Annotated in this window: 21 protein-coding genes; 6 read left to right on the top strand and 15 right to left on the bottom strand. The window is 69.5% G+C overall.

Annotated elements, in window-relative coordinates:
- Positions 1–137 precede the first annotated feature (137 nt).
- Genes AC1DWP_RS18400 through rsgA form a run of 3 tightly spaced genes read left to right on the top strand, consistent with a single transcriptional unit; the run spans position 138 to position 3,122 of the window.
- Positions 138–677: a DoxX family protein gene (locus AC1DWP_RS18400; protein ID WP_477615935.1), complete on the top strand. Its 540-nt coding sequence runs from the start codon at positions 138–140 to the stop codon at positions 675–677.
- Positions 664–2,013 (top strand): 3-phosphoshikimate 1-carboxyvinyltransferase, encoded by a 1,350-nt coding sequence (aroA, locus tag AC1DWP_RS18395; protein WP_477615934.1) that lies wholly within the window; start codon positions 664–666, stop codon positions 2,011–2,013. Before AC1DWP_RS18400 ends, aroA begins: the two co-directional genes overlap by 14 nt.
- Positions 2,010–3,122 carry a ribosome small subunit-dependent GTPase A gene (gene rsgA / locus AC1DWP_RS18390; RefSeq protein ID WP_477615933.1) on the top strand — a complete coding sequence of 371 codons (1,113 nt, stop codon included), beginning with the start codon at positions 2,010–2,012 and terminating at the stop codon, positions 3,120–3,122. The genes aroA and rsgA overlap by 4 nt, the downstream gene beginning before the upstream one ends.
- Here rsgA and AC1DWP_RS18385 read toward each other — a convergent pair.
- The gene (locus tag AC1DWP_RS18385) at positions 3,044–3,643 is read right to left on the bottom strand and encodes a hypothetical protein (protein WP_477615932.1); all 600 of its coding nucleotides are present in this window, start codon (positions 3,641–3,643) and stop codon (positions 3,044–3,046) included. The two genes, rsgA and AC1DWP_RS18385, sit on opposite strands and share 79 nt — an antisense overlap.
- Positions 3,643–4,131 (bottom strand): hypothetical protein, encoded by a 489-nt coding sequence (locus AC1DWP_RS18380; RefSeq protein ID WP_477615931.1) that lies wholly within the window; start codon positions 4,129–4,131, stop codon positions 3,643–3,645. The genes AC1DWP_RS18385 and AC1DWP_RS18380 overlap by 1 nt, the downstream gene beginning before the upstream one ends.
- Before the next feature lie 195 nt (positions 4,132–4,326).
- On the opposite strand from AC1DWP_RS18380, the gene AC1DWP_RS18375 reads away from it, so the two are divergent.
- Together AC1DWP_RS18375 and AC1DWP_RS18370 are read left to right on the top strand one after the other, a co-directional pair.
- Positions 4,327–4,854 (top strand): RNA polymerase sigma factor, encoded by a 528-nt coding sequence (locus tag AC1DWP_RS18375; RefSeq protein ID WP_477615994.1) that lies wholly within the window; start codon positions 4,327–4,329, stop codon positions 4,852–4,854.
- Complete coding sequence (locus tag AC1DWP_RS18370) at positions 4,851–5,450, top strand: hypothetical protein (protein ID WP_477615930.1); 600 nt, start codon at positions 4,851–4,853, stop codon at positions 5,448–5,450. Before AC1DWP_RS18375 ends, AC1DWP_RS18370 begins: the two co-directional genes overlap by 4 nt.
- 70 nt (positions 5,451–5,520) lie before the next feature.
- On the opposite strand, the gene AC1DWP_RS18365 is transcribed toward AC1DWP_RS18370, so the two are convergent.
- The 5 genes from AC1DWP_RS18365 to AC1DWP_RS18345 form a co-directional block, all read right to left on the bottom strand.
- Complete coding sequence (locus AC1DWP_RS18365) at positions 5,521–6,621, bottom strand: ABC transporter ATP-binding protein (protein ID WP_477615929.1); 1,101 nt, start codon at positions 6,619–6,621, stop codon at positions 5,521–5,523.
- Positions 6,614–7,642, bottom strand: coding sequence for an ABC transporter ATP-binding protein (locus AC1DWP_RS18360; protein WP_477615993.1), 1,029 nt, complete (start codon positions 7,640–7,642; stop codon positions 6,614–6,616). Before AC1DWP_RS18360 ends, AC1DWP_RS18365 begins: the two co-directional genes overlap by 8 nt.
- Before the next feature lie 34 nt (positions 7,643–7,676).
- On the bottom strand, positions 7,677–8,606 hold the full coding sequence (locus AC1DWP_RS18355; RefSeq protein WP_477615928.1) for an ABC transporter permease: 930 nt from the start codon (positions 8,604–8,606) through the stop codon (positions 7,677–7,679).
- Positions 8,599–9,525: an ABC transporter permease gene (locus tag AC1DWP_RS18350; protein WP_477615927.1), complete on the bottom strand. Its 927-nt coding sequence runs from the start codon at positions 9,523–9,525 to the stop codon at positions 8,599–8,601. The genes AC1DWP_RS18355 and AC1DWP_RS18350 overlap by 8 nt, the downstream gene beginning before the upstream one ends.
- A gap of 215 nt (positions 9,526–9,740) precedes the next feature.
- A complete protein-coding gene (locus tag AC1DWP_RS18345) occupies positions 9,741–11,402 on the bottom strand; it encodes a peptide ABC transporter substrate-binding protein (RefSeq protein ID WP_477615926.1) in 1,662 nt (553 codons plus the stop codon).
- Between the two features lie 392 nt (positions 11,403–11,794).
- Here AC1DWP_RS18345 and hisN point away from each other — a divergent pair, with 392 nt between their 5' ends.
- Entirely contained in the window at positions 11,795–12,586 is a 792-nt protein-coding gene (gene hisN, locus AC1DWP_RS18340; protein WP_477615925.1) for a histidinol-phosphatase, read from the top strand.
- A 7-nt stretch (positions 12,587–12,593) separates the two neighbouring features.
- Here the strand turns inward: hisN and AC1DWP_RS18335 are convergent, their stop codons facing one another.
- The 8 genes from AC1DWP_RS18335 to AC1DWP_RS18300 all read right to left on the bottom strand — a co-directional run bounded on the left by AC1DWP_RS18335 (position 12,594) and on the right by AC1DWP_RS18300 (position 20,677).
- Complete coding sequence (locus tag AC1DWP_RS18335) at positions 12,594–13,982, bottom strand: M16 family metallopeptidase (protein WP_477615924.1); 1,389 nt, start codon at positions 13,980–13,982, stop codon at positions 12,594–12,596.
- On the bottom strand, positions 13,979–15,265 hold the full coding sequence (locus tag AC1DWP_RS18330) for a M16 family metallopeptidase (RefSeq protein WP_477615923.1): 1,287 nt from the start codon (positions 15,263–15,265) through the stop codon (positions 13,979–13,981). The genes AC1DWP_RS18335 and AC1DWP_RS18330 overlap by 4 nt, the downstream gene beginning before the upstream one ends.
- Positions 15,266–15,355: 90 nt before the next feature.
- Positions 15,356–16,777 (bottom strand): NAD(P)/FAD-dependent oxidoreductase, encoded by a 1,422-nt coding sequence (locus AC1DWP_RS18325; RefSeq protein WP_477615922.1) that lies wholly within the window; start codon positions 16,775–16,777, stop codon positions 15,356–15,358.
- Between the two features lie 188 nt (positions 16,778–16,965).
- On the bottom strand, positions 16,966–18,072 hold the full coding sequence (locus tag AC1DWP_RS18320) for a lytic murein transglycosylase (RefSeq protein WP_477615921.1): 1,107 nt from the start codon (positions 18,070–18,072) through the stop codon (positions 16,966–16,968).
- A 138-nt stretch (positions 18,073–18,210) separates the two neighbouring features.
- A complete protein-coding gene (locus AC1DWP_RS18315) occupies positions 18,211–18,723 on the bottom strand; it encodes a methylated-DNA--[protein]-cysteine S-methyltransferase (RefSeq protein WP_477615920.1) in 513 nt (170 codons plus the stop codon).
- A 112-nt stretch (positions 18,724–18,835) separates the two neighbouring features.
- Positions 18,836–19,258 (bottom strand): HIT family protein, encoded by a 423-nt coding sequence (locus AC1DWP_RS18310; RefSeq protein ID WP_477615919.1) that lies wholly within the window; start codon positions 19,256–19,258, stop codon positions 18,836–18,838.
- 116 nt (positions 19,259–19,374) lie between these two features.
- Positions 19,375–20,100 carry a hypothetical protein gene (locus AC1DWP_RS18305; RefSeq protein WP_477615918.1) on the bottom strand — a complete coding sequence of 242 codons (726 nt, stop codon included), beginning with the start codon at positions 20,098–20,100 and terminating at the stop codon, positions 19,375–19,377.
- Positions 20,093–20,677 carry an RNA polymerase sigma factor gene (locus AC1DWP_RS18300; protein WP_477615917.1) on the bottom strand — a complete coding sequence of 195 codons (585 nt, stop codon included), beginning with the start codon at positions 20,675–20,677 and terminating at the stop codon, positions 20,093–20,095. The genes AC1DWP_RS18305 and AC1DWP_RS18300 overlap by 8 nt, the downstream gene beginning before the upstream one ends.
- Positions 20,678–20,683: the final 6 nt, after the last annotated feature.

The raw sequence follows: 20,683 nt of genomic DNA, 5'->3' as shown, positions 1-20,683 counted from the left end.
ATACGGTAAGAAGGGAGACGACCGCGAACAGCCCGCACCCAGCACACACCAGCCCGCACCCAGCCCGCACCAGCCCGCACCAGCCCGCACCAGCCCGCACCCAGCCCGCACCCAGCCCGCACCAGCCAGGAGTGAACATGACCGTCGTCCGCCGCGTGGCCCGACCGTTGCTCGCCGCGATCTTCGTCGTCCAGGGACTCGAGCAGCTGCGGCACCCTTCGGCGCTGACGCCCAAGGTCGCGCCCCTCGCCGAGCGGCTCGCCCCGCTGGGTCTGCCCAACGACCCCGAGCTCCTGGTGCGCGCCAACGGCGCGACCATGGTCGGCGGCGGAGCGCTCCTCGCCGCAGGTCGTGTGCCCAGGCTCGCCTCGCTGGCCCTCGTCGGTGCCATGGTGCCGACCACCTATGTGGGACACCAGTTCTGGGCTGAGACCGACCCCGCGGCCAAGCGCGCCCAGCGGATCAACTTCCTCAAGAACCTCGGGCTCATCGGCGGCCTGCTGCTGGCCAGCGTCGACACCGAGGGCCGGCCCGGACTGGTCTACCGCGCAGGGCTGGCCGGCGACACCGCCAAGCGCACCGCCAAACGCGCCAAGCGCGAGGCCAGGTACGCCACCCGTGCTGCGCGCCGCGAGGCCAGGCTGGCCGCATCCCAGGCCCACGATGCCCTCACCTGACCCATCGCACGCCGGAGCCACGGGCTCCGTCTCCCACCTCGCTGGCTGGTCCACCCCTGCAGCCCTGCAACGGGTCGACGCGGACGTCACCCTGCCCGGCAGCAAGTCCCTGACCAACCGCTTCCTCGTGCTCGCGGCGCTGGCGAACGGTCCGTCCCTGCTTCGTCGGCCGCTGCGTTCCCGCGACACGCTGCTGATGGCGCAGGCCCTGCGTGACCTCGGGGCAGAGGTCGAGGACGCTGTGGCGCTCGGTGCGACCGCGCCTGACTGGGTGGTCACGCCCGCAACCCTGGACGGTGGCGCGCACATCGAGTGCGGCCTGGCCGGCACGGTGATGCGCTTCCTGCCGCCGGTGGCGGCGCTCTCCCGCGGACTCGTGACGTTCGACGGCGACCAGCAGGCACGGGTGCGTCCGATGGGCCCCGTGCTGGAAGCCCTTCGCGTCCTGGGCGCGCAGGTCGAGGACGAGGCACGCGGCACCCTGCCGTTCACGGTCCACGGCACCGGGCAGATGCCGGGTGGCTCGGTCACCCTCGACGCCTCCTCCTCCTCGCAGTTCATCTCGGCACTCCTGCTGGCCGGTCCGCGCTACGACAGGGGGGTGACCATCCACCACGCCGGCAAGCCGGTCCCCTCCGAGCCGCACATCGAGATGACGGTCGAGACCCTGCGCGACGCCGGGGCGATCGTCGACGACGGGGACGCCAACACCTGGCGGGTCGAGCCGTCCGAGATCAACGGGCTCGACGTCCAGGTGGAACCCGACCTCTCGAACGCCGCACCCTTCCTCGCCGCGGCCCTGGTGACGAGCGGCCGGGTCACCGTGCCGGGCTGGCCGCAGCACACCACCCAGGCCGGTGACGCTATCCGCGACATCCTCGACACCATGGGCGCCGACGTCTCGCTCGCCCGCGAGGGGCTCACCGTGTCGGGCACCGGCGAGATCAACGGCATCGACATCGACCTCCACGACGCCAGCGAGCTCACACCGGTCATCGCAGCACTGGCAGCCCTCGCCGACTCCCCCAGTGTCATCCGCGGAGTCGCCCACATCCGGGGGCACGAGACCGACCGGCTGGCGGCCCTGGCGCGCGAGCTCGGGGACCGCGGAGCCGAGGTGAGGGAGACCGAAGACGGCCTCCGCATCACGCCGCGACCCCTGACCGGTGGGCTGTTCCACACCTACGCCGACCACCGGATGGTCATGGCCGGCGCCCTCCTGGGCCTTCGGACTCCCGGCCTGGTCGTCGAGGACCCCGACACGGTCGCCAAGACCCTCCCCGAGTTCGTCGAGCTCTGGCACGGCCTCGTCGACCCCGACGGCCCCACGCCATGAGTCGGCGCACTTCGGACTACGACGAGAGCGATGTCCGCATCCGTCCCAGCAAGCGGGGCTCACGCCCGAGGTCCAAGGATCGCCCCGCCCACGAGGACGCCGTCCCGGGTTTCGTCATCGGCGTCGACCGGGGTCGCTACACGGTCCTCGTAGGCAATGGCGTCGGCGGCAAGAGCATCGGTGTCAAAGCCGTTGCTGGCAAAGGCGTTGCTGGCAAGGGCGGCGGTGGCAAGGGCGGCGGTGGGAAGGCCTCGGCAGAGCGCATCGTGACCGCCATGAAGGCACGCGAGCTGGGGCGCAAGGGAATCGTGGTCGGTGACGACGTCGAGCTGGTCGGTGACACCTCGGGCAATCCTGACGGCCTGGCCCGCGTGGTCCGCCTCACCCCTCGACGCTCGGTGCTGCGACGCACCGCGGACGACACCGACCCCGTCGAGCGAGTGATCGTCGCCAATGCCGACCAGCTCGTGATCGTCACCGCGCTGGCCAACCCGGAGCCGCGCCCGCGCATGATCGACCGCTGCCTCGTCGCCGCCTACGACGCCGGCCTCGACCCCCTGCTCGTGCTGACCAAGGCCGACCTCGCCGACGCCGACGCCTTTCTCGCCAACTACGCGCCACTCAACGTCCGCTACGTCGTGACCGCGACCGGGGAGTCCGGCTTCGAGGGTCTGGAACTGCTGCACGAGCAGCTCCTCGACCGGATCAGCGTCTTCATCGGGCACTCCGGAGTCGGCAAGTCGACCCTCGTGAACGGCCTGGTCCCGGACGCCCGCCGAGCGACGGGCATCGTCAACGACTTCACCGGTCGCGGCCGCCACACCTCGAGCTCGGCCGTCGCGTTGCGACTGCCGAACGAGGCGGGGTGGGTCATCGACACCCCCGGGGTGCGGTCGTTCGGCCTGGCCCACGTCGACCTCGCACGGATCATCCAGCACTTCCCCGACCTCGAGCCCGGCACCGCCCAGTGTCCCCGCGGCTGCGGCCACGACGAGGAGGAGTGCGCCCTCGACGCCTGGGTGGCCTCAGGTCAGGCCGGGCCTGCGGGCACCTCCAGGCTGGAGTCCCTGCGTCGGCTGCTGCGGGCACGCTCGGGCGACGGCGAGTGACCGCGGTCTGCCAGAGGTCCCATGACCAGATGGCCGGCAAGCGCCAATGCCGTTGCCACCACAGGCATTCCGATCAGCAGGCCGATCTGCACGTGTAGTGGAGCACTGAGCATCGTCTCTTCGTTCAGGCGCTCCGACCACCAGAGCAACACGCCCGGCCCGACGATCGCCACGACGGCGCCCAGCCGCGCCAACGGTCCGCCACGACGCAGCAGCGGCCCCGCGACGAGGAACCCGGGCGCCAGCGGCAAGCCCTGTCCGGCGAACAGGATCAGCCCTGGCACGAACAGGAACCGCAACCACCGTCGCCACCCGGTCGCGTGACGAGCCAGCCACGAGAGGCCGACGAGCAGCCCGAAGACCGCGCCCAAGAGGACGATCATGAGGGTGCCGGACCAGTTGAACTCAGGACTCGTCGACACGATGCGCATCCACACCCTCGCGGCCACACCCCACACCGCCCCCAGGCCGAAGCCGATGAGGGCGGTGCGGAGCACCGCGTGCCGTGAGAGCACTGTCATCACCACTCCACTGGCAGGCACGCGAGCCTTGCCCCAGCCGTGCCGTCAGGTGCGGTCGGGTTCGCGTGGATGACGACCGAGCGGGCACCTGGCACCGGGGCCCAGTCGACTGCGGCCGAGCTCTGTGCGTTGCCCTCGTCATCGACGGTGAAGTCGAGCCAGATCTCGGTCTGGTCGTTGACCGTCAGCGGGCTCGTGGTCGAGTGGTTGTAGTGCCCCAGTGCTGACGCGCCGCTGCCCGCGACACACGGTCCGAGGTGCAGGTGCGCACCGAAGGTCCGTCCGGCCACGGCCGGGTCGACGCCGTGCACGACGAACACCGCCTTGGTGGAGTCCGTGGCGACCAGCGTCAGCTTGGCACGCGCTCCGTCGAACGGTCCGGTGGCGGCGGGCGCGAAGTCACGCAGGTCGCTCTTGAAGTTGAAGGCCACCCCCGCGATGGCCGGTGCCACCGCTGCGCCGACGCCGAGTACCGCGGCACATGCCACGGCTGTGGCAGACCTCCGCCAAAGAGGTGATGACTGCGAATGTTCCATGGTGCTCTCCTTACGCTTGTGAAACCGTGGTGCTGACACCTGACTGACGCGGCACAACGGCGCAGCGGGTGACACTGAAATCATCGAAATTGGTTGTCACCCAACGCCTCTGCTCGTTCGTCTGTCTAGGTGATGGAGTCCGTGGGAATGCTGACAGGGAGCATCGGGGAGTCGACGGCGCAGGCCGACGTCGACGCCTTGGTCTCGGCCCTGTTCGTTGCCGAGGGCGCACGACTGGTGACCCTCGCCCGCTTCTTCGTCCAGGACCGCACCGCGGCCGAGGACCTCGTCCAGGAGGCGTTCATCCGCTTGTCCCGCAGCGCCCAGCGCATCCGCGACCCCGAGCGAGCCGCGGCCTACCTGCGCTCGATCGTCATCAACCTCGCGCGCGACCACAACCGGCGCGGCCTGGTGTCCCTACGGCACCGGCCCCCGGCCATACCGGACGAGCCCTCGGCGGAGGAGACCGCCGCCTCTCGTGAGTCGCGCCTCGAGGTGGTCGCAGCACTGCACGACCTGCCCCGGCGACAGCGGGACTGCGTGGCTCTGAGGTACTACCTCGAGCTGTCCGTCGAGGAGATCGCCAGGACCCTGGGGCTCTCACCCAACTCGGTCAAGACCCATCTGCAGCGCGGCCTGAGGTCCCTGGCTGCCACCTTGGAGGAGACGCGATGAGCGCGCTCGAAGATCGCCTCCATGATGCGCTGACCGCCGAGGGCAGCGTGCACGCCCCCTCCCCCGACCTGTTCGCACGCGTCGTCGAAGGCATCGACCACGACCGCGCCCGGCGACGGCGGGTACGCCGGGTCGGGGCGGCCTGGGTCGTGGCCCTGGCCGGCTCCGTGACCACACTGCTGACCCTCACCCCCAGAGACGAGAGAGGACTGCACATGCCCTGGTGGATTCTCGAGGTGGGGACCAACCTCGCCCTGCTCGGCATCGCCTTGTGGCTCGGCCCGTTCATCAAGCGGTTCGGCCGGGCCTACGCTGCTGACGTCTTCCACGACAACCCGCTGACCGGCAAGAGCTACATCGTGCTCACCGACATCGTCTACTACCTGATCTTCGCCGCCTACATCCTGTTCTCGTTGCACGTGGCCCCACAGGAGAGCTGGCACAACGCGATCAGCCAGGAGGTCACCGCAGAACAGGTGACGTTCGAGCTCGGCCGGCTCGGCGGCATACTCCTCATCATCGGCATCCTGCACGGCCTGAACATCGTGCTCATGCCCCTGCTGGGTCGCGTGTTCTCCCTCAACCGGCGCCTCTGAGGAGGGGACGGCGACGGCGCCGCCCCCCTGGTGGGGAACGGCGCCGTCGTCGTGTGCTGTGCGCTCGCGGTCAGGAGTCCGTCGGGCCGTCACCCACGGGCTCGAGCGACGAGTCGTCGCGCAGACCCGAGCCGAACGTGACCGAGGCTGCGCCGGAGACGTCCACGGTCTCGATGATCTCGCGAGGCGACGCGAAGTGGCAGGCCGACAGGTGCTCGCCCGCGCCGTCGGGGCGCAGCTCGAGCATCGGGATGTCGGTCTTGCACTTGTCCTGCGCCTTCCAGCACCGGGTGTGGAAGCGGCAGCCCGACGGCGGGTTGGCCGGCGAGGGGACGTCGCCCTTGAGGACGATCTGCTCCTTCTTGTCGCGCAGGGTCGGGTCGGGCACCGGGACGGCCGACAGCAGCGCCTGGGTGTAGGGGTGGGTGGGACGACCGTAGATGTCGTCCTCCTCGCCCAGCTCTGCCATCTTGCCGAGGTACATGACGCCGACGCGGTCGGAGATGTGCCGGACCACGGACAGGTCGTGCGCGATGAAGATGTAGGACAGGCCGAGCTCGTCCTGGAGCTTCTCCATCAGGTTGACGACCTGGGCCTGCACCGACACGTCGAGCGCGGAGACCGGCTCGTCGCAGATCAGCACCTTCGGGTTCAGGGCGATCCCTCGGGCGATGCCGATGCGCTGCCGCTGTCCACCGGAGAACTGGTGGGGGTAGCGGTTGATGTGCTCGGGGTTGAGGCCCACGAGGTCGAGCAGGTCCTGAACGGCCTTGCGGCGGCCCTTCCTCGGCACCACATCGGGGTGGATGTCGAACGGCTCCCCCACGATGTCGCCAACCGTCTTGCGAGGGTTGAGCGAGGTGTAGGGGTCCTGGAACACGATCTGGATGTCGCGACGCAGCTTGCGCATCGCGCGACCCTTCTGCGCGTACATGTCGACACCGTCGAACACGACCGAGCCAGAGGTGGGCTCCTCCAGGCGCATCAGCAGGCGGCCGAGCGTTGACTTGCCACACCCGGACTCACCGACGATGCCCAGCGTCTCACCCTTGAGGAGCTCGAAGCTGACGCCGTCGACGGCCTTCACGTGACCCACGGTGCGGCGCAGCACGCCGCCCTTGATGGGGTAGTACTTGACCAGGTCGGTCGCAGTCAGAATGGCCTCAGCCATGGAGGACCTCCTCGGCGAAGTGGCAGGCGCTCTCTCGGCCGGGAGCGACCTCGAGCAGGGCAGGACGGTCCTCGCGGCACACGTCCTGGGCGAACTTGCACCGCGGGTTGAAGGCGCACCCGTCCGGGATCCGCATCAGGTTCGGCGGCAGGCCACCGATGGCAGCGAGCTGCTGTCCCTTCTGGTCCAGGCGCGGGATCGACTCCAACAGGCCCTTGGTGTAGGGGTGGCCCGGTTGGCGGTACAGGTCGTAGACGTCGGCGCGCTCGACGATCCGACCGGCATACATCACCGCGATCTTGTCGGCGACGTTCGCCACCACACCCAGGTCGTGCGTGATCAGGATGAGCCCCATCTGGCGCTCCTCCTGCAGCTCCTGCAGCAGCGCCATGATCTGCGCCTGGACGGTGACGTCCAGGGCGGTGGTCGGCTCGTCGGCGATGAGGACCGCCGGGTCGAGCGCGATGGCCATCGCGATCATGATGCGCTGGCGCATGCCGCCTGAGAACTGGTGGGGGTAGGCCCCCACGCGCTCCTTGGCCGCCGGGATCTGGACCCGCTGCATGAGCTTGACCGCACGCTCGAGGGCGTCGGACTTGTTCATGCCGCGGTGCACGCGGAACATCTCCGCGATCTGCCACCCCACGGGGAACACGGGGTTCAGCGAGGACAGCGCGTCCTGGAAGACCATCGAGATCTCCGGGCCACGGGTGCGGCGACGCTGCTCGTCCGGCATCGTCAGCAGGTCCTGACCGCAGTAGCGGATCTGGCCCTTGGGGATGACTGCCGGCGGCATGTCGAGGATGCCCATGATCGCCTGCGCGGTCACGGACTTGCCCGACCCGGACTCCCCGAGGATGGCCAGGGTCTGGCCCTCGTGGAGGTCGAAGTTGACGCCGTTGATCGCCCGGGCGATGCCGTCGGGGGTGTGGAACTCGACGTGGAGGTCCTCCACCTCCAGCAGCAGCCCGTCCTGGGGGGCGTAGGTCTGGCCGGAGGACTTCGCAGACTCCCGGGCCATGGTTTCAGAGGTTGTCATGTGTCGTCTCTCCCGCTCAGCGCGACTTCGGGTCGAAGGCATCGCGCACGGCGTCGCCGAGCATGATGAAGGCCAGCACCGCCAGACTCAGGAAGAGGCTGGGGAACAACAGGATGTGCGGGGTCGTCCGCAGCGCCACGATGGCGTCGGAGATGGCCACACCCCACGAGATCGCCGGCGGGGTCAACCCGATGCCGAGGAAGCTCAGGGTCGCCTCGACGGCGATGAACACACCCAGGTTGATGGTCGCCACGACGATCATCGGCGCCAGTGCGTTCGGGAGCACGTGCGCGCGGATGATCCGCCACGGCGTGGCTCCGAGGGCGCGGGCGGCCTGGACGTAGTCGTTGGGCTTGACCTGCAGGACGCTGGACCGCATGAGGCGCGCCAGTCCCGGCCAGCCGAAGATCGACAGCACCAGCACGACCTTGCCCACCACGAGCAGGTAGGGCGAGTTCACGTCGTTGGGGAACGTCGCCATGAAGAGGATGCCGCCGAGCAGCAGCGGGATGGCGAAGAAGATGTCCGTGACACGGGACACCAGGGCGTCCAGCCAGCCACCGTAGTAGCCGGCGACGATGCCCATGGCACCACCGATCAGCACGGTCGCGATCGACGCGAAGACGCCGACGAGGATCGACGCACGAGCACCGTAGATGGTGCGCGAGTAGATGTCGTAGCCCTGGATGTCGCGACCGAACCAGGCGCTGCCGCTGGGACGCTGACGCGCCTCCTTGAGCACGGCAGCGGCGGGGTCGACGTTGGTGAACAGCGCCGGCCACACGGCCATCAGCAGGAACACCACGATGAGGGCCATCGAGACCCAGAAGATGGGGTTCTTCTTGAGCGAGCGCCAGGCGTCGGAGGTGAGCGAACGCGCCTCGTCGTGCCCTGCGGCGCCGGCGCCGGTCTCGGCGCCAACGGCAATGGTCGATGCCTCAGTCATGGCTGATCCTCGGGTCGAGCACGCCGTACAAGAGGTCGACGAGCAGGTTGACGAGCAGGAACACCAGCACCAGGACCGTCACCGTCCCCACGACGGACACGCCGTCGCGGTTGTGGATGCCGGTGAACAGGTAGCCGCCCACGCCCTGGATGTTGAAGATGCGCTCGGTGACGATGGCGCCACCGAGGAGACCACCGAAGTCGGCGCCGATGAAGGTGACGACCGGGATCAGCGAGTTGCGCAGGGCGTGCAGGCCGATGGCCCGCCGACGGGTCAGTCCCTTGGCGATGGCCGTGCGCAGGTAGTCGGCGCGCAGGTTCTCCACCAGGTTGGTGCGGGTCAGTCGGGCGACGTAGGCGATCGAGGCGCTGCCGAGCACGAAGGCGGGGAGCAGCAGCTCGTTGAACGTCGCCTCGGACGAGACCGTCACTGGTCGAAGGCCCCACTTGACACCGAGGTAGTACTGCAGCGTGGCGCCGATGACGAAGATGGGGATGGCGATGACGAACAGGGTGCTCACGAGGACGAGGTTGTCCATGAACTTGCCCTTGCGTATCCCCGCCAGCACACCCGCGATGACGCCGATCAGCGTCTCGAAGAGGATCGCCATGCCAGCCAGCTTGGCGGTGGTGGGGTAACGCTGCTTGAGCTCGTCCGCCACCTTGATGTTGCGGAAGGTGGTGCCGAGGTCGCCCTGGGCGATGTTGCCCATGTACTTGGCGTAGCGCGTCGGCAGGGGGTCGTTGAGGTTGTGCTCGGTCCGGAACTTGGCCACGAAGGCCGGCGCGCAGGGCCGCTCACCGCACATGCCAGCTGTGGGATCTCCGGGCAGGGCGAAAACCATGGCAAAGATAATGAACGTGGATCCAAGCAGCACCGGGATCATCTGGAGAAGTCTCCGAAGGATGTACTTGTACACGTCACCTCCCTCTATATGACGCCGTCGGGTGGGGTGTTCCCGGGTGGCGTGGCTGGACAAGCCGTGCGGGGCCAGACGTGCGCGCCCGTGCTTGTCACAACATAGTCGTTTTGGACGGTGGGGGGTCATCAGGAGGGTTGCTGCCGGCACTGGGCCGGCAGGCCGACGACGCTATCTGGATTCGCTCACCGGCGAGGTGGGCGGTCCGGGCGACTTTACTTGAGCGAGAGGCTCTCGAAGTCGATCGTGCCGAATGCGGTGATCTTCACGCCGGTGACCTTGTTGGACCAGCCGAAGGTGGCCGTCGAGTACCACATCGGGATGGCCGGCATGTCGTTGGCGAGCAGTGCCTCGGCCTCCTGGTACTTGGCGTTGGCCTGAGCCGGGTCCGTCTGGGCAGCAGCCTCGTTGAGGAGCTTGTCGAACTCGGGGTTGCTGTAGTCACCATCGTTGGACGAGGCACCAGTCTTGAAGATCGGGGCGAGGAAGTTCTCGATGGACGGGTAGTCCATCTGCCATCCCGTGCGGAACATGCCCTTCATCTTGCGGCTGGCGATCTGGGTGCGGAAGGTGGCGAAGTCCACGACCGGGGTCGCGACACAGTCGACACCGAGGGCGCCCTTGATCGAGTTGCAGGTTGCCTCGGTCCACGCCTTGTGCGAGGAGTCAGCGTTGTAGGCGAGGGTCATCTTGCCACCCTTGAAGCCACCGGCCTCGTCGAGCTTGGCCTTGGCCTTGGCGGCGTCGAACGTGCACCACTCGCCACACTGGTTGGCCTTGTAGCCGTCAACGACCGGGGAGACCCAGCCGGTGGCGGGCTGACGCGTGTTGTTGAAGATCTGCTTGATGATCGTCGGACGGTCGATGGCCATGGAGATGGCCTGACGGATCTTCGGGTCAGAGTAGTTCGGGTCGACCTTGGTCGGCGCGAAGGTGATGGTCTGGATGACGCCGACGGACTTCTGCGAGTTGCGGTCCGGGAGGTCGGTCTTGTACTTGTCATCGATCATCGCGGACGAGGGGACCTGGTCCGTCACGTCAAGCTGGTTGGCGATGACGTCGTTGTAGGCGGCGTCCTCGTCCTGGTAGATCTTGAACGTGATGCCGTCGAGCTTGCCGGGGAACTTGCCCGAGTAGCTCGCGTTCTTGCTGAGCTTGATCTCGGTGTTCTTGGTCCAGCTGTCGAGCTTGAACGGGCCAGCGCCAACCGGCTTCTCGCCATAGGCGGCCGGGTCGGCCTTGAAGGAGTCCGGCAGCGGCGCGAAGGCCGAGTAGCCCAGGCGGACGGCCATGTTGGAGACCTTCTCGGTCGTCTTGATCGTGAAGGTGTAGTCGTCCTTCACCACCAGACCGGTGAGCTTGTCGGCCTTGGCCTTGCCGGAGCCCTTGCACGGGTCGTCGCCGGTGCCGGTGCACTGGGTGTCACCGAAGCCCTCGATGGGCTCCATGAAGTAGCCGGAGGACTGGGCGTTCGGGCCGTAGGCGGCGTAGTTCCAGGCGTCGACGAAGTTGTGCGCCTTGACCTCGGTGCCGTCCGAGAACTTGTAGCCCTTCTTCAGGGTGACGGTGAAGTTCTGGTTGTCCGTCGAGTCGATCTTGTCCGCGATGTCGTTCTCGGGGGCAGCGGTCTCGGCGTTGTAGTGCACGAGCTTGGCCGTGATGGCCTCAAGCACGTTGCCACCACAGGTCTCGGTCGTGTTGCTCGGAATGAGCGGGTTCTGGGGGTTGCACCCGCGGACCGTGACAGTACCGCCGGCCTTGCCGCCGGCACTGGAGCTGGTGTCATCCTTGCTGTTCCCGCCACCGCAAGCTGCAGCGAGCAGCGCGACGGACGAGATTCCAGCAACCATGGCCACCGTGCGAGTAGTTCCTCGCATTGACGTCCTCCTACTTAGGGTCTGCCGCCCAGATGATGAGCGGTCGTTCCGGGCTGTGCCCGATTTGGGCGCAGCCCTGTAACGCACAGGGCGTTCGTGTGTTGTGGCCCCTATGAAAGAGCACGGAGGGAGCAAAGGCGACGCTCTGGGCCAACCCGAGACAAAAACGTGATCGTCCCGCAGCACAGTTGAGAGCAGATCTTCGGTCGAAGTGGCTTTTGCTGCCATTTGATGGTGTTTCGTGTATTACGCCCGGAGGTCGCCCCCAACCGCCCGGGAGACGCCCTCGCACCTGTCGGGAGATGCCGTCGCACCTGCCCGGAGAGGCCCTAGCCCCCGCCGGGCGACGTGGCATCCCGCGTCCCGACCAGCCGACGGGCTAGCGTGGGAAGGTGCCCTACGACGATGATCTGCGCCTAGCCCATGTCCTGGCGGACGCCGTCGAGCGGATCACCATGGCCCGGTTCCGCGCCCACGACCTCGTCGTGGAGTCCAAGCCAGACCTGTCCCTGGTGAGTGACGCCGACAAGGCTGCCGAGGAGATGGTGCGCATGCAGCTCAAGCGCACCCGCCCCCGTGACGCCGTAGAGGGCGAGGAGTTCGAGACCACCGGGCACGGCCCCCGTCGCTGGGTGATCGACCCGATCGACGGGACGCACAACTTCGTCCGCGGCGTACCCGCGTGGGCGACCCTGATCTCGCTGGTCGACAACGACATGCCGGTGCTCGGCCTCGTGGCCGCTCCGGCCCTCGGCCGGCGCTGGTGGGCAGCCAACGGGTCCGGCGCGTGGTCGGGCCGCAGCCTCTCCGCGGCCAAGCAGATCCACGTCTCTGCCGTCTCGAACCTGTCGGACGCGTCGTTCTCCTACTCCGACCTCAAGGGCTGGCGGCACCTCGACCGGCAGGAGGAGTTCCTCGAGCTGACCGATGCCTGCTGGCGGACTCGGGCGTTCGGCGACTTCTGGTCCTACATGCTCGTCGCGGAGGGCGCGGTGGACATCGCCGCCGAACCCGACCTCGCCGTCTACGACATGGCGGCGCTGGTCCCCATCGTCACGGAGGCCGGCGGCCGGTTCACGTCCCTGGCGGGCAAGGACGGACCGTGGGGCGGCAACGCCGTCGCCACCAACGGCCTGCTGCACGACGAGGTCCTGGCCCGACTGGGCACGGACGCCCGCGTCTGACCGTCGCTCAGGCGGGGACGACCGTCACGTCGCCGATCCCCAGCTCACGCACCCCGTCGGCATACGTGCTGGCATCGCCGACGATGACCACCGTCCACTCCCCCTGGACCCAGTCGCGGTAGGCCGCCGTCAGGCGCTCACCGTCGAGGTCGCGCATCGCGTCGAGCGTCTGGGTGGTGAAGTCGGTGGTGAGTCCGTCGAGGGCCATCGTCGCGGCTTCGTCGGCGACGGCATCGGCCGTGGCGAAGCGCCCCGGTGCGGTCTTGCTGATGAAGTCGACCCCGGCCTGCACCTCCTCGGGGCTGAACCCCTCGCGCCCTGAGGCAAGCAGGTCCAGAAGCAACCGCACCGACTCGACGGTCGCATCGGCCCGCACCGAGCCGGACGTGAGGAACAGCCCGCCGACGCGGCGCGGCCGGAACACCGAGCGGATGCCGTAGGTGTAGCCCTTCTCCTCGCGCAGGACCGCGTCGACGCGGGCGTTGGGCGACCCACCAACCATGAAACCGAGGACGGGGTATGCCGCCCAGCCGCCCGGGGCGCGACGGTCCGGGCCCGTCCACCCCACCAGCAGCTCGCTCTGGACCGAGCCAGGTCGGTCGACGAGCACGACGCGAGCTGCGTCGGCCGCGCGACGGGCCTCGGTCGGCCCCGGCGAGGGCACGTGGGTCGCGCTGACCCACGTGCCGAGCGTGGTCTCGGCCAGGTCGCGGACGTCGAGGCCCGACAGGTCGCCGGCGATGACGGCCGTCATCCCCGTGGGCCCGACGCGCTCGGCGTGGAAGTCCACGATGTCCTGGCGGGTCAACGCCGTGATGCTGGCCGTCGTCCCCGCCGTGGGCCGTGACGCCCTGTCCGCCTCGTCGAAGTGGGTGGCGATGAACTCCTGGGCTGCCCGTTGTGGCGCGAGGGCGCGTTCCTGCTCGATCTGGGCAAGCCGGGTCTTGCGGTGCCGGTCCACCTCGGGCTCGGGGAAGACCGGCTCTGCGAGGGCCTGCCGCAGCAGGTCCAGGGCGTCGCCGAGACGACGTTTGGGCACGTCCAGGTCGACTCCGAGGCCACCGTCGGTGACCGACGCACCGAGCGCAATTCCCTTGCGCTCCAACAACTCTGCGAACTCCTCGGGCGAATGCTCCGCCGTGCCCTCGTCGAGCAGCCGAGCCATGATGGTGGCCACGCCCTCGACCGGCCGCGGCTCGACCGACAGCGCGAGGGGCAGGACGGTGCGCACGGAGATGACGTACTGACCGGGGATGTCATAGCTCAGCAGCTCGATGCCGTTGGCCAGGACGTGCCGCTGCGGCGTGGCGAAACGCCACCGCTCCGGCGGGTGCACCTCCGGGCGTGGCGGGGTCCGGTCCTCGAGCCGGTCGGCAGTCCCACTCACCGAAGTCATGCCACCTCCTCCTCGTCGCGGACGGCGAGGTGACGCACCACGACGCGGCTCTCGGGCCGCAGCCACCTGGCTGCGGCGGCGCGCACGTCCTCGACGCCGACATCCCCGATCCGGTCGAGGAAGGTGTTGACGAACTGTCCGTCAGAGTGGAGCAGGACGTGCTGGCTGATCAGGTCGGCCCGCTCCTCCTGTCCGGCGAGGGCAGAGAGCCACGAGCGTTCTGACTGCGCCATCGCGGACTCCATCTCCACGTCGGTCGGACCCTCCGCCGCGAACCGCACCAGCTCCTCGACCACCGCAGCCTCCACGGCCTCGGGGTCCTGGCCGTCAGCGACGTCGATGACGAGGAAGCCCAGCGAGACGCCGTCGACGAACCCCATCGCGTGGGCCTGCACCGCGTTGGCGACCTGCTCACGCCTGACCAGCCGCTGCACCAGGCGCGAGGTGGACAGGCCTCCGAGGGCGTCGATGGCCAGTCCCGCCGCGAAGAACTCGTCGGTGTTGTCGACCGGGAGCCGGAAGGCGATGTGCATCCGGTCGTTCGGGACGTTGCCCGGCCGGTCGACCCGCACCGGCTCGCTGACCGGGGCCAGCGGGGCAACGGGGGGCCGGGCGGGCTCCGCGGACGCCGGGAGGTGGCCGAAGTAGCGCTCGGCTGCCGCGAAACCCTCGTCCGCAGTGAGGTCACCGACGAGGGTCAGCACGCTGTTGTTCGGCCCGTAATAACGACGGAAGAAGGCGTGCACGTCCTCGAGGCTTGCGGCGTCGAGGTCCTCCATCGACCCGATCGTGGGGTGGTGGTAGGGATGGCCGGGAGGGAACACCGCGGCATACACCTCGATCAGGGCCGTGCCGTAGGGCACGTTGTCGTAGCGCTGGCGCTTCTCCTCCTTGACGACGTCGCGCTGGTTGTCGAGGTTCTCCTGCGTGACGGCGTCGAGGAGGTGGCCGTGCCGGTCTGCCTCCATCCACAGGGCCAGCTCGAAGGCGCCCTTGGGGACGGTCTCGAAGTAGTTGGTGCGGTCGAACCACGTCGTCGCGTTGAGCCGACCGCCCTCGGCCATCAGCCGGGTGAAGTGCTCACCGCTGGCGATGTGCCGTGACCCCTGGAACATCAGGTGCTCGAAGAGGTGGGCGAAGCCGGTGCGTCCGCTGAGCTCGTGCCGCGATCCGACGTTCACCCAGATGTTGACGGTCACCGTGGGCACGGAGGCGTCCGGCGACACGACGACCCGCAGGCCGTTGGCCAGTGTCTTCTCGTGGATCGGATAGTCCAGCGGCATGGCGCAACCCTAGGCGAGAGGCCCGCGGAGCACGCGGAATCTCACGCACCGGTCACCCTGCGGACGGTGCGGGGTGCGCTGTCGAGCTCGTCAGAGGGTGCGGCTGCCCTCGTCGCGGGCCTGGGCCACCGACTGGGCGGGGGCCTTCTTGTCGGCCGGGACGCGCGGCAGGGACGGCGCGTAGCTCGAGCCGAGCTGCTCGATCGCCGTGCGGGCGAACACCTGCTGCTCGGTGACCGTGCGTTCCGAGCGACCTCGGCCGAGGAAGCTCACCGCCCAGTGCAGGAGCGTGGTGAGCCGGTGCTTGAACCCGATGATGTAGACGAGGTGGACCGCCAGCCACAACAGCCACGCGATGAACCCCGTGAACCGCAGGCTGCCGATCGAGGCGACCGCGCTGAACCGCGAGATCGTCGCCATCGAGCCCTTGTCGTGGTACTCGAAGGGGCCCCTCGGCTCCTTCGCGGCGAGGCGCCGCTTGATCTGGTCGGCGGCGTAGCGCGATCCCTGGATGGCCACCTGGGCGACGCCGGGGTAGCCCTTGAGCGAGGCCATGTCGCCGACGACGAACACCTCGGGGTGACCGGGCAGCGTGAGGTCGTCGTTGACGGCGATGCGCCCCGCGCGGTCGAGCTGCGCCCCGGACTGCTCGGCCAGCTGGGCACCGAGCTCGGAGGCCTGCACGCCGGCCGCCCACACCTTGCAGACCGACTCGATGCGGCGCTGGGTGCCGTCGGCGTCCTCGACGTCGATGCCGGTGGCGTCGACACCCGTCACCTTCGCGCCGAGCTGCACCTCGACCCCGATCTCGGCGAGCCGCTTGGCGGCCTTGGCGCCGAGCTGGTCGCCGAAAGCGCCGAGCACGGTCGGGGCGGCGTCGAGCAGCACGATGCGTGCCCGGCTGGTGTCGATGTTGCGGAAGTCCTTGCGCAGCGTGCGGCGCGACAGCTCCGCGATCTGGCCGGCCATCTCGACCCCGGTGGGTCCGGCTCCGACCACGACGAACGTCATCAGTCGCTCGATCTCCTTGGGCGTGCTCGCGAGCTCGGCCCACTCGAAGGAACCGAAGATGCGGCCGCGCAGCTCGAGGGCGTCGTCGATCGACTTCATGCCGGGGGCGAACTGGGCGAAGTGGTCGTTGCCGAAGTAGGACTGACCGGCGCCGGCCGCGACGAGGAGCGTGTCGTAGGGCGTCACCGTGTCGCGGTCGAGGACGCGCGAGGTGACCGTCTTGGCGGCCAGGTCGATGCTCGTGACGTTGCCGAGCAGGACGCGCGCATTGCGTTGCCGGGCAAGGACTTCGCGGGTCGCCGGCGCGATCTCGCCCTCGGACAGGATGCCCGTCGCGACCTGGTAGAGCAGCGGCTGGAAGAGGTGGTGGGTGGTCTTCGCGATCAGCGTGATGTCGACGTCGGCGCGCTTCAGCGCCTGGGTGCCGAAGAGTCCGCCGAAGCCGGAGCCGACCACGACGACGCGGTGGCGGTGCGTTGCGGGTACCTGCTGCGAGGTCATGCCAACACTCTCCTGTGAAAGACGAAGGACGGCCACCCCGTGGGTGTGCCCTCCTCGCTGACGCGTGCTCTACGGATATCCAGGCTGCTGTGAGTCAAGCAACCTCCTACGTCAACCACCCTAGCCGCGTCGGTATGCCGCCTCGGCGCACCTGAGCACGGAGTGCGACGCGCATCACGCTGCCCGTCTCACGGAGTGGTGGCTGTCGGCTCCGGGACGGGATCGGGAGTGGTCGTCGACGGGGAGGGCGCCGGCGTCGGGTCCGGAGAGGGCGTGGCGGGGGGCGTAGGCGTGGGGGCATCGGTCGCCGGAGTCGTGGGGGTGCCCGTCGGTGTCGCCGTGGCGGCCGAGCCGGTGGCGGCGCCGGATCCGGTCGACGGCGTCCTCGCGGCGGTCGTCGTCGGCGCGCTCTTGGGCGGGCTGGGATCCGGGGTCTGGACGGTCATGGCGCTGGCCCGTCCCCCCGACCCCACCCGGAACGCCACGGTGACCAGCGCGGCCAGACCGTGGCGCTGGAAGTAGGAAACCCACTCCAGCACGGCCGAGTGGTAGGCGCCCGACTGGTTGTAGGACAGCACGGCGCTGCGCAGGTCGCCGGGGCGAGCGAGGTTGCGGCCGCCCTGGCACAGGTATCCGGCCGTGGCGGACGCCGCGTCGAAGACGTTCTGCGGGTCACGTCGGCCGTCGCCGTCCCCGTCGCGGCCGGCCCAGCTCCACGAGCCGGGCAGGAACTGCAGGGGACCCACCGCCCGGTCGTAGTCGGAGGCACCGTCGACGGCACCTCCGTCGCTGTCGTGGATCACCGCGAAAGGGCCGCCGTCGAGCAGCGGGCCGTAGATCGCGGGCGTGACCCGATGGTCGGCTGTCACCGAGCGGCCGCCGATCGAGCCGGACTCGACCTGCCCGATGGCGGCCAGGTGGGCCGCCTGCAGGTGGCACGCGCGTGGCGCACGAGCCACCGCCTTGCGGTATGCCGCGGCGAGCACGGCTTGGGGGGTCCCCGCGGGCGGCGAGCTCCCCACGGTCCCCTTGCTGGGCGGTCGCTTCGGCTTCGCCATCGCGGGGCTCGGGGCCACGGACAGGGCGGTCCTGGCACCGAACCGGGCCACTGCCTCGCTCGGGGCGAGGTCGTCGGAGGAGAACAGCGCGGGGACCGTCTCGAGGAGGAGGGCTTGTCGCAGGTTCGGGCGCGAGGACGCCTGCGCCGGATCAGCCGAGGCAAGGGGCGCGGAGGCGCTGAGCACCGCCATCGCCGCCACGGCTACCGCCGCCGGGCCCGCGTGATGCCTCCGCATGGGCCGCCTCCTTCCGTCCGGCATCGTCCCTGCTCAGGACGGGTCCATGGGGGCATTTCGGGCCGATGCCAGACGAACGGACGATCACCAAACGGGCACAAACCCCACTGGGCTCAACCTCGCGAGGGCCATCGACCCTCAGAAGAGGCGATCGGCCTCGTCCGCGGGAGGTTCCTCCAGGGCGAGCAGGAAGCGCTTGCGCTCGAGGCCCCCGGCGTAGCCCACCAGGCTGCCGTCAGCGCCGATGACCCGGTGGCACGGGACGATGATGCCGAGGGGGTTGCGACCGTTGGCCCACCCGACTCGCTGGCTCAGGTTGACGTCTCCGAGCGTCCGCGCGAGGTCGCCGTAGCTGCGGGTCTGGCCATAGGGGATCTCGCGCAGGAGAGCCCAGACCTGCTGCTGGAAGGCGTCCCCCTTGGGCGCCAGCGGCAGCGTGAACTCGGTGCGCCGTCGCGCGAAGTACTCGGCGAGCTGGGTCTCGGCCTCCCCCAGCACCGGGTCGGCCGAACCGTCCTCAGCGGGCACGCCCAGGACCTCGTCGGCCGGGTCGCGGGCGGGCAGCGCCATGAAGCACCCGACGAGGGCACCGTCCTCGGCCACGAGGGTCAGCTCGCCGATGGGCGAGGGCGTCACGGTGTGGCTGCGCACGCTGCCGATCCTGCCAGCCCCGGCTGACAGGCGACCCCGCCCCGCGCCCGACCCTGAAGGATCGTGGGGGTCCTGGCCCGGCAGATCCTTCAGACTCGCGGGTGTAGGCGGGTCAGGTGGGCGGGGGCGGGAGGGCGGCAGCCAGCCGCGCGGCATACTCCTGGGCCTCGGTGTCCGAGGCGTACTTGGTGCGCGGCCAGAAGAAGCCGCGCAGTCCGTCGCCCTTGGTGCGCGGCACCACGTGTACGTGCAGGTGCGGGACCGACTGCGACACCACGTTGTTGACCGCGACGAAGGACCCCTGCGCTCCCAGGCCGCCCACGACGGCTCCTGACAGCCGCTGAGCCGCTCCCATCAGCACCGGAAGCAACTCCGCGGGCAGGTCGACGAGCGTGTCGACGTGGATCTTGGGGACGAGCAGGACGTGTCCCTTGAAGACCGGCCTGGTGTCGAGGAAGCCCAGCGTGAACGGTTCGTCGAGCACCACGGTCGCAGGCAGGGCGCCGTCGATGATCCGGCAGAACAGACATTCCACGGGCGGACTCTAGCCCGGCAGTCCTGCGAACGCGGGATGGTGGCTGCCCCGCGGAGTGCGGGGCAGCCACCGGGTCAGGTGTGCTCAGTGGGGGTGCGACTCACCGTTCCTGCGAGTCAGTGGCCGTGCGAGCCGCCGCCACGCTCCGAGGAGGGAGCCTGAGCGCCGTCGCCCTGGTCGTCCCCGCCCTGCTGGTCCTCACCCTGACCGTCGTCGTTCTCGTCAGCGTCGTCGCCACTGGTCGGGTGGGCCTTCGGGGTGTGCTCGGCGTGGTGGTCGACCTCGCCACCCCCGCGGACGTCGGCGTGCTCGTCGTCGCTGCCGACACCGTCATGGTGGTTGGCCGAGGCGATCGGGTTGGCCGTGTGCGTCGAGGCGCCCTCGTCGCCCGCGTCAGTGGTCTCGGACTCCTCGGACTCATCCGTGGCCGTCTCGGTCTCGGTGGAGTCGGTCTCGGTCTCGGTCTCGGTCGACGACGTCGTCGTGGTGGTGTCGCTCGGGTCGTCCTGCTGCACCTGCGCCGGCTCACGGTCCTGGCCGCCACCGGTAGCGGCCACGGCGGCGCCACCGAGGGCTGCGAGGGCGAGGGCGGCGCCGACGGCCACGGCGACGCGGCCGGCACGGCGAATGGGAAGTCGGACAACGGTCACGAGTTCACTCCTTGAGTGGGGGGTGGCGCCCGGGCCCTGACCGGCGGGGTCGTCGAAGAACGCCAGCAGCTCGGGGCTGGGCTCCACCGGCCCGTGGGACGCCATGGCGCGCAGCGACTCGACGGCGGAGGCCGCCGGGTCGCTCGCGGGCAGGTGCAGTCCGCTGGGGCTGGTGTCTTCAGGCTCAGGCATGTCGGGGGTTCAATCGCGCGAGGGCGTCCCAGGGATACGGCTCTGGCGAAAGCTTTCGCCGCAGACGTGACAGCGCCCGGTGCTGCAGCGACTTCACGGCGCCGAGGTCCTTGCCGAGGACGGCCGCGGTGTCCTCGAGGCTGAGATCGGCCACGACCCGGAGCGTGAGCACGGCTCGCTGGTCCGGAGTGAGGGTGTCCAGCACCTCGACCACCCGCTCCTGCGCGATCAGGGCCAGCGCCGCGCTCTCGGCAGACGGCACTGCGGGGTCTGCTCCCGCCTCGTCCAGGGGCAGCCACGACCCACGGCGCGCCCGCTGCCGGTGCCAGTCCACCTGCCTGCGGTGGGCGACGGTGAAGACCAGGGCGCGGAAGGCTGCGCCCCCGCCCGAGAATCGACCCACCTGCCGGAACACGGCGAGGAAGACCTCGCTCGTGACGTCCTCGGCGTCGGGGACGCCGTGCGAACGGAGGTAGGCGGCCACGCGGGGGGAGAGCTCTTGCCACAGCTGCCCGAAGGCGGCACGGTCACCAGCCCTCGCCGCGGCGACGGTGGCGTCCATGTGGGCTTCGTCCACTGGCCT

This window comes from Pedococcus sp. P2_F6, from assembly GCF_056403675.1.
Note: the sequence above shows the minus strand (reverse complement) of the source record. Positions and strands in the feature narration are given on the sequence as shown.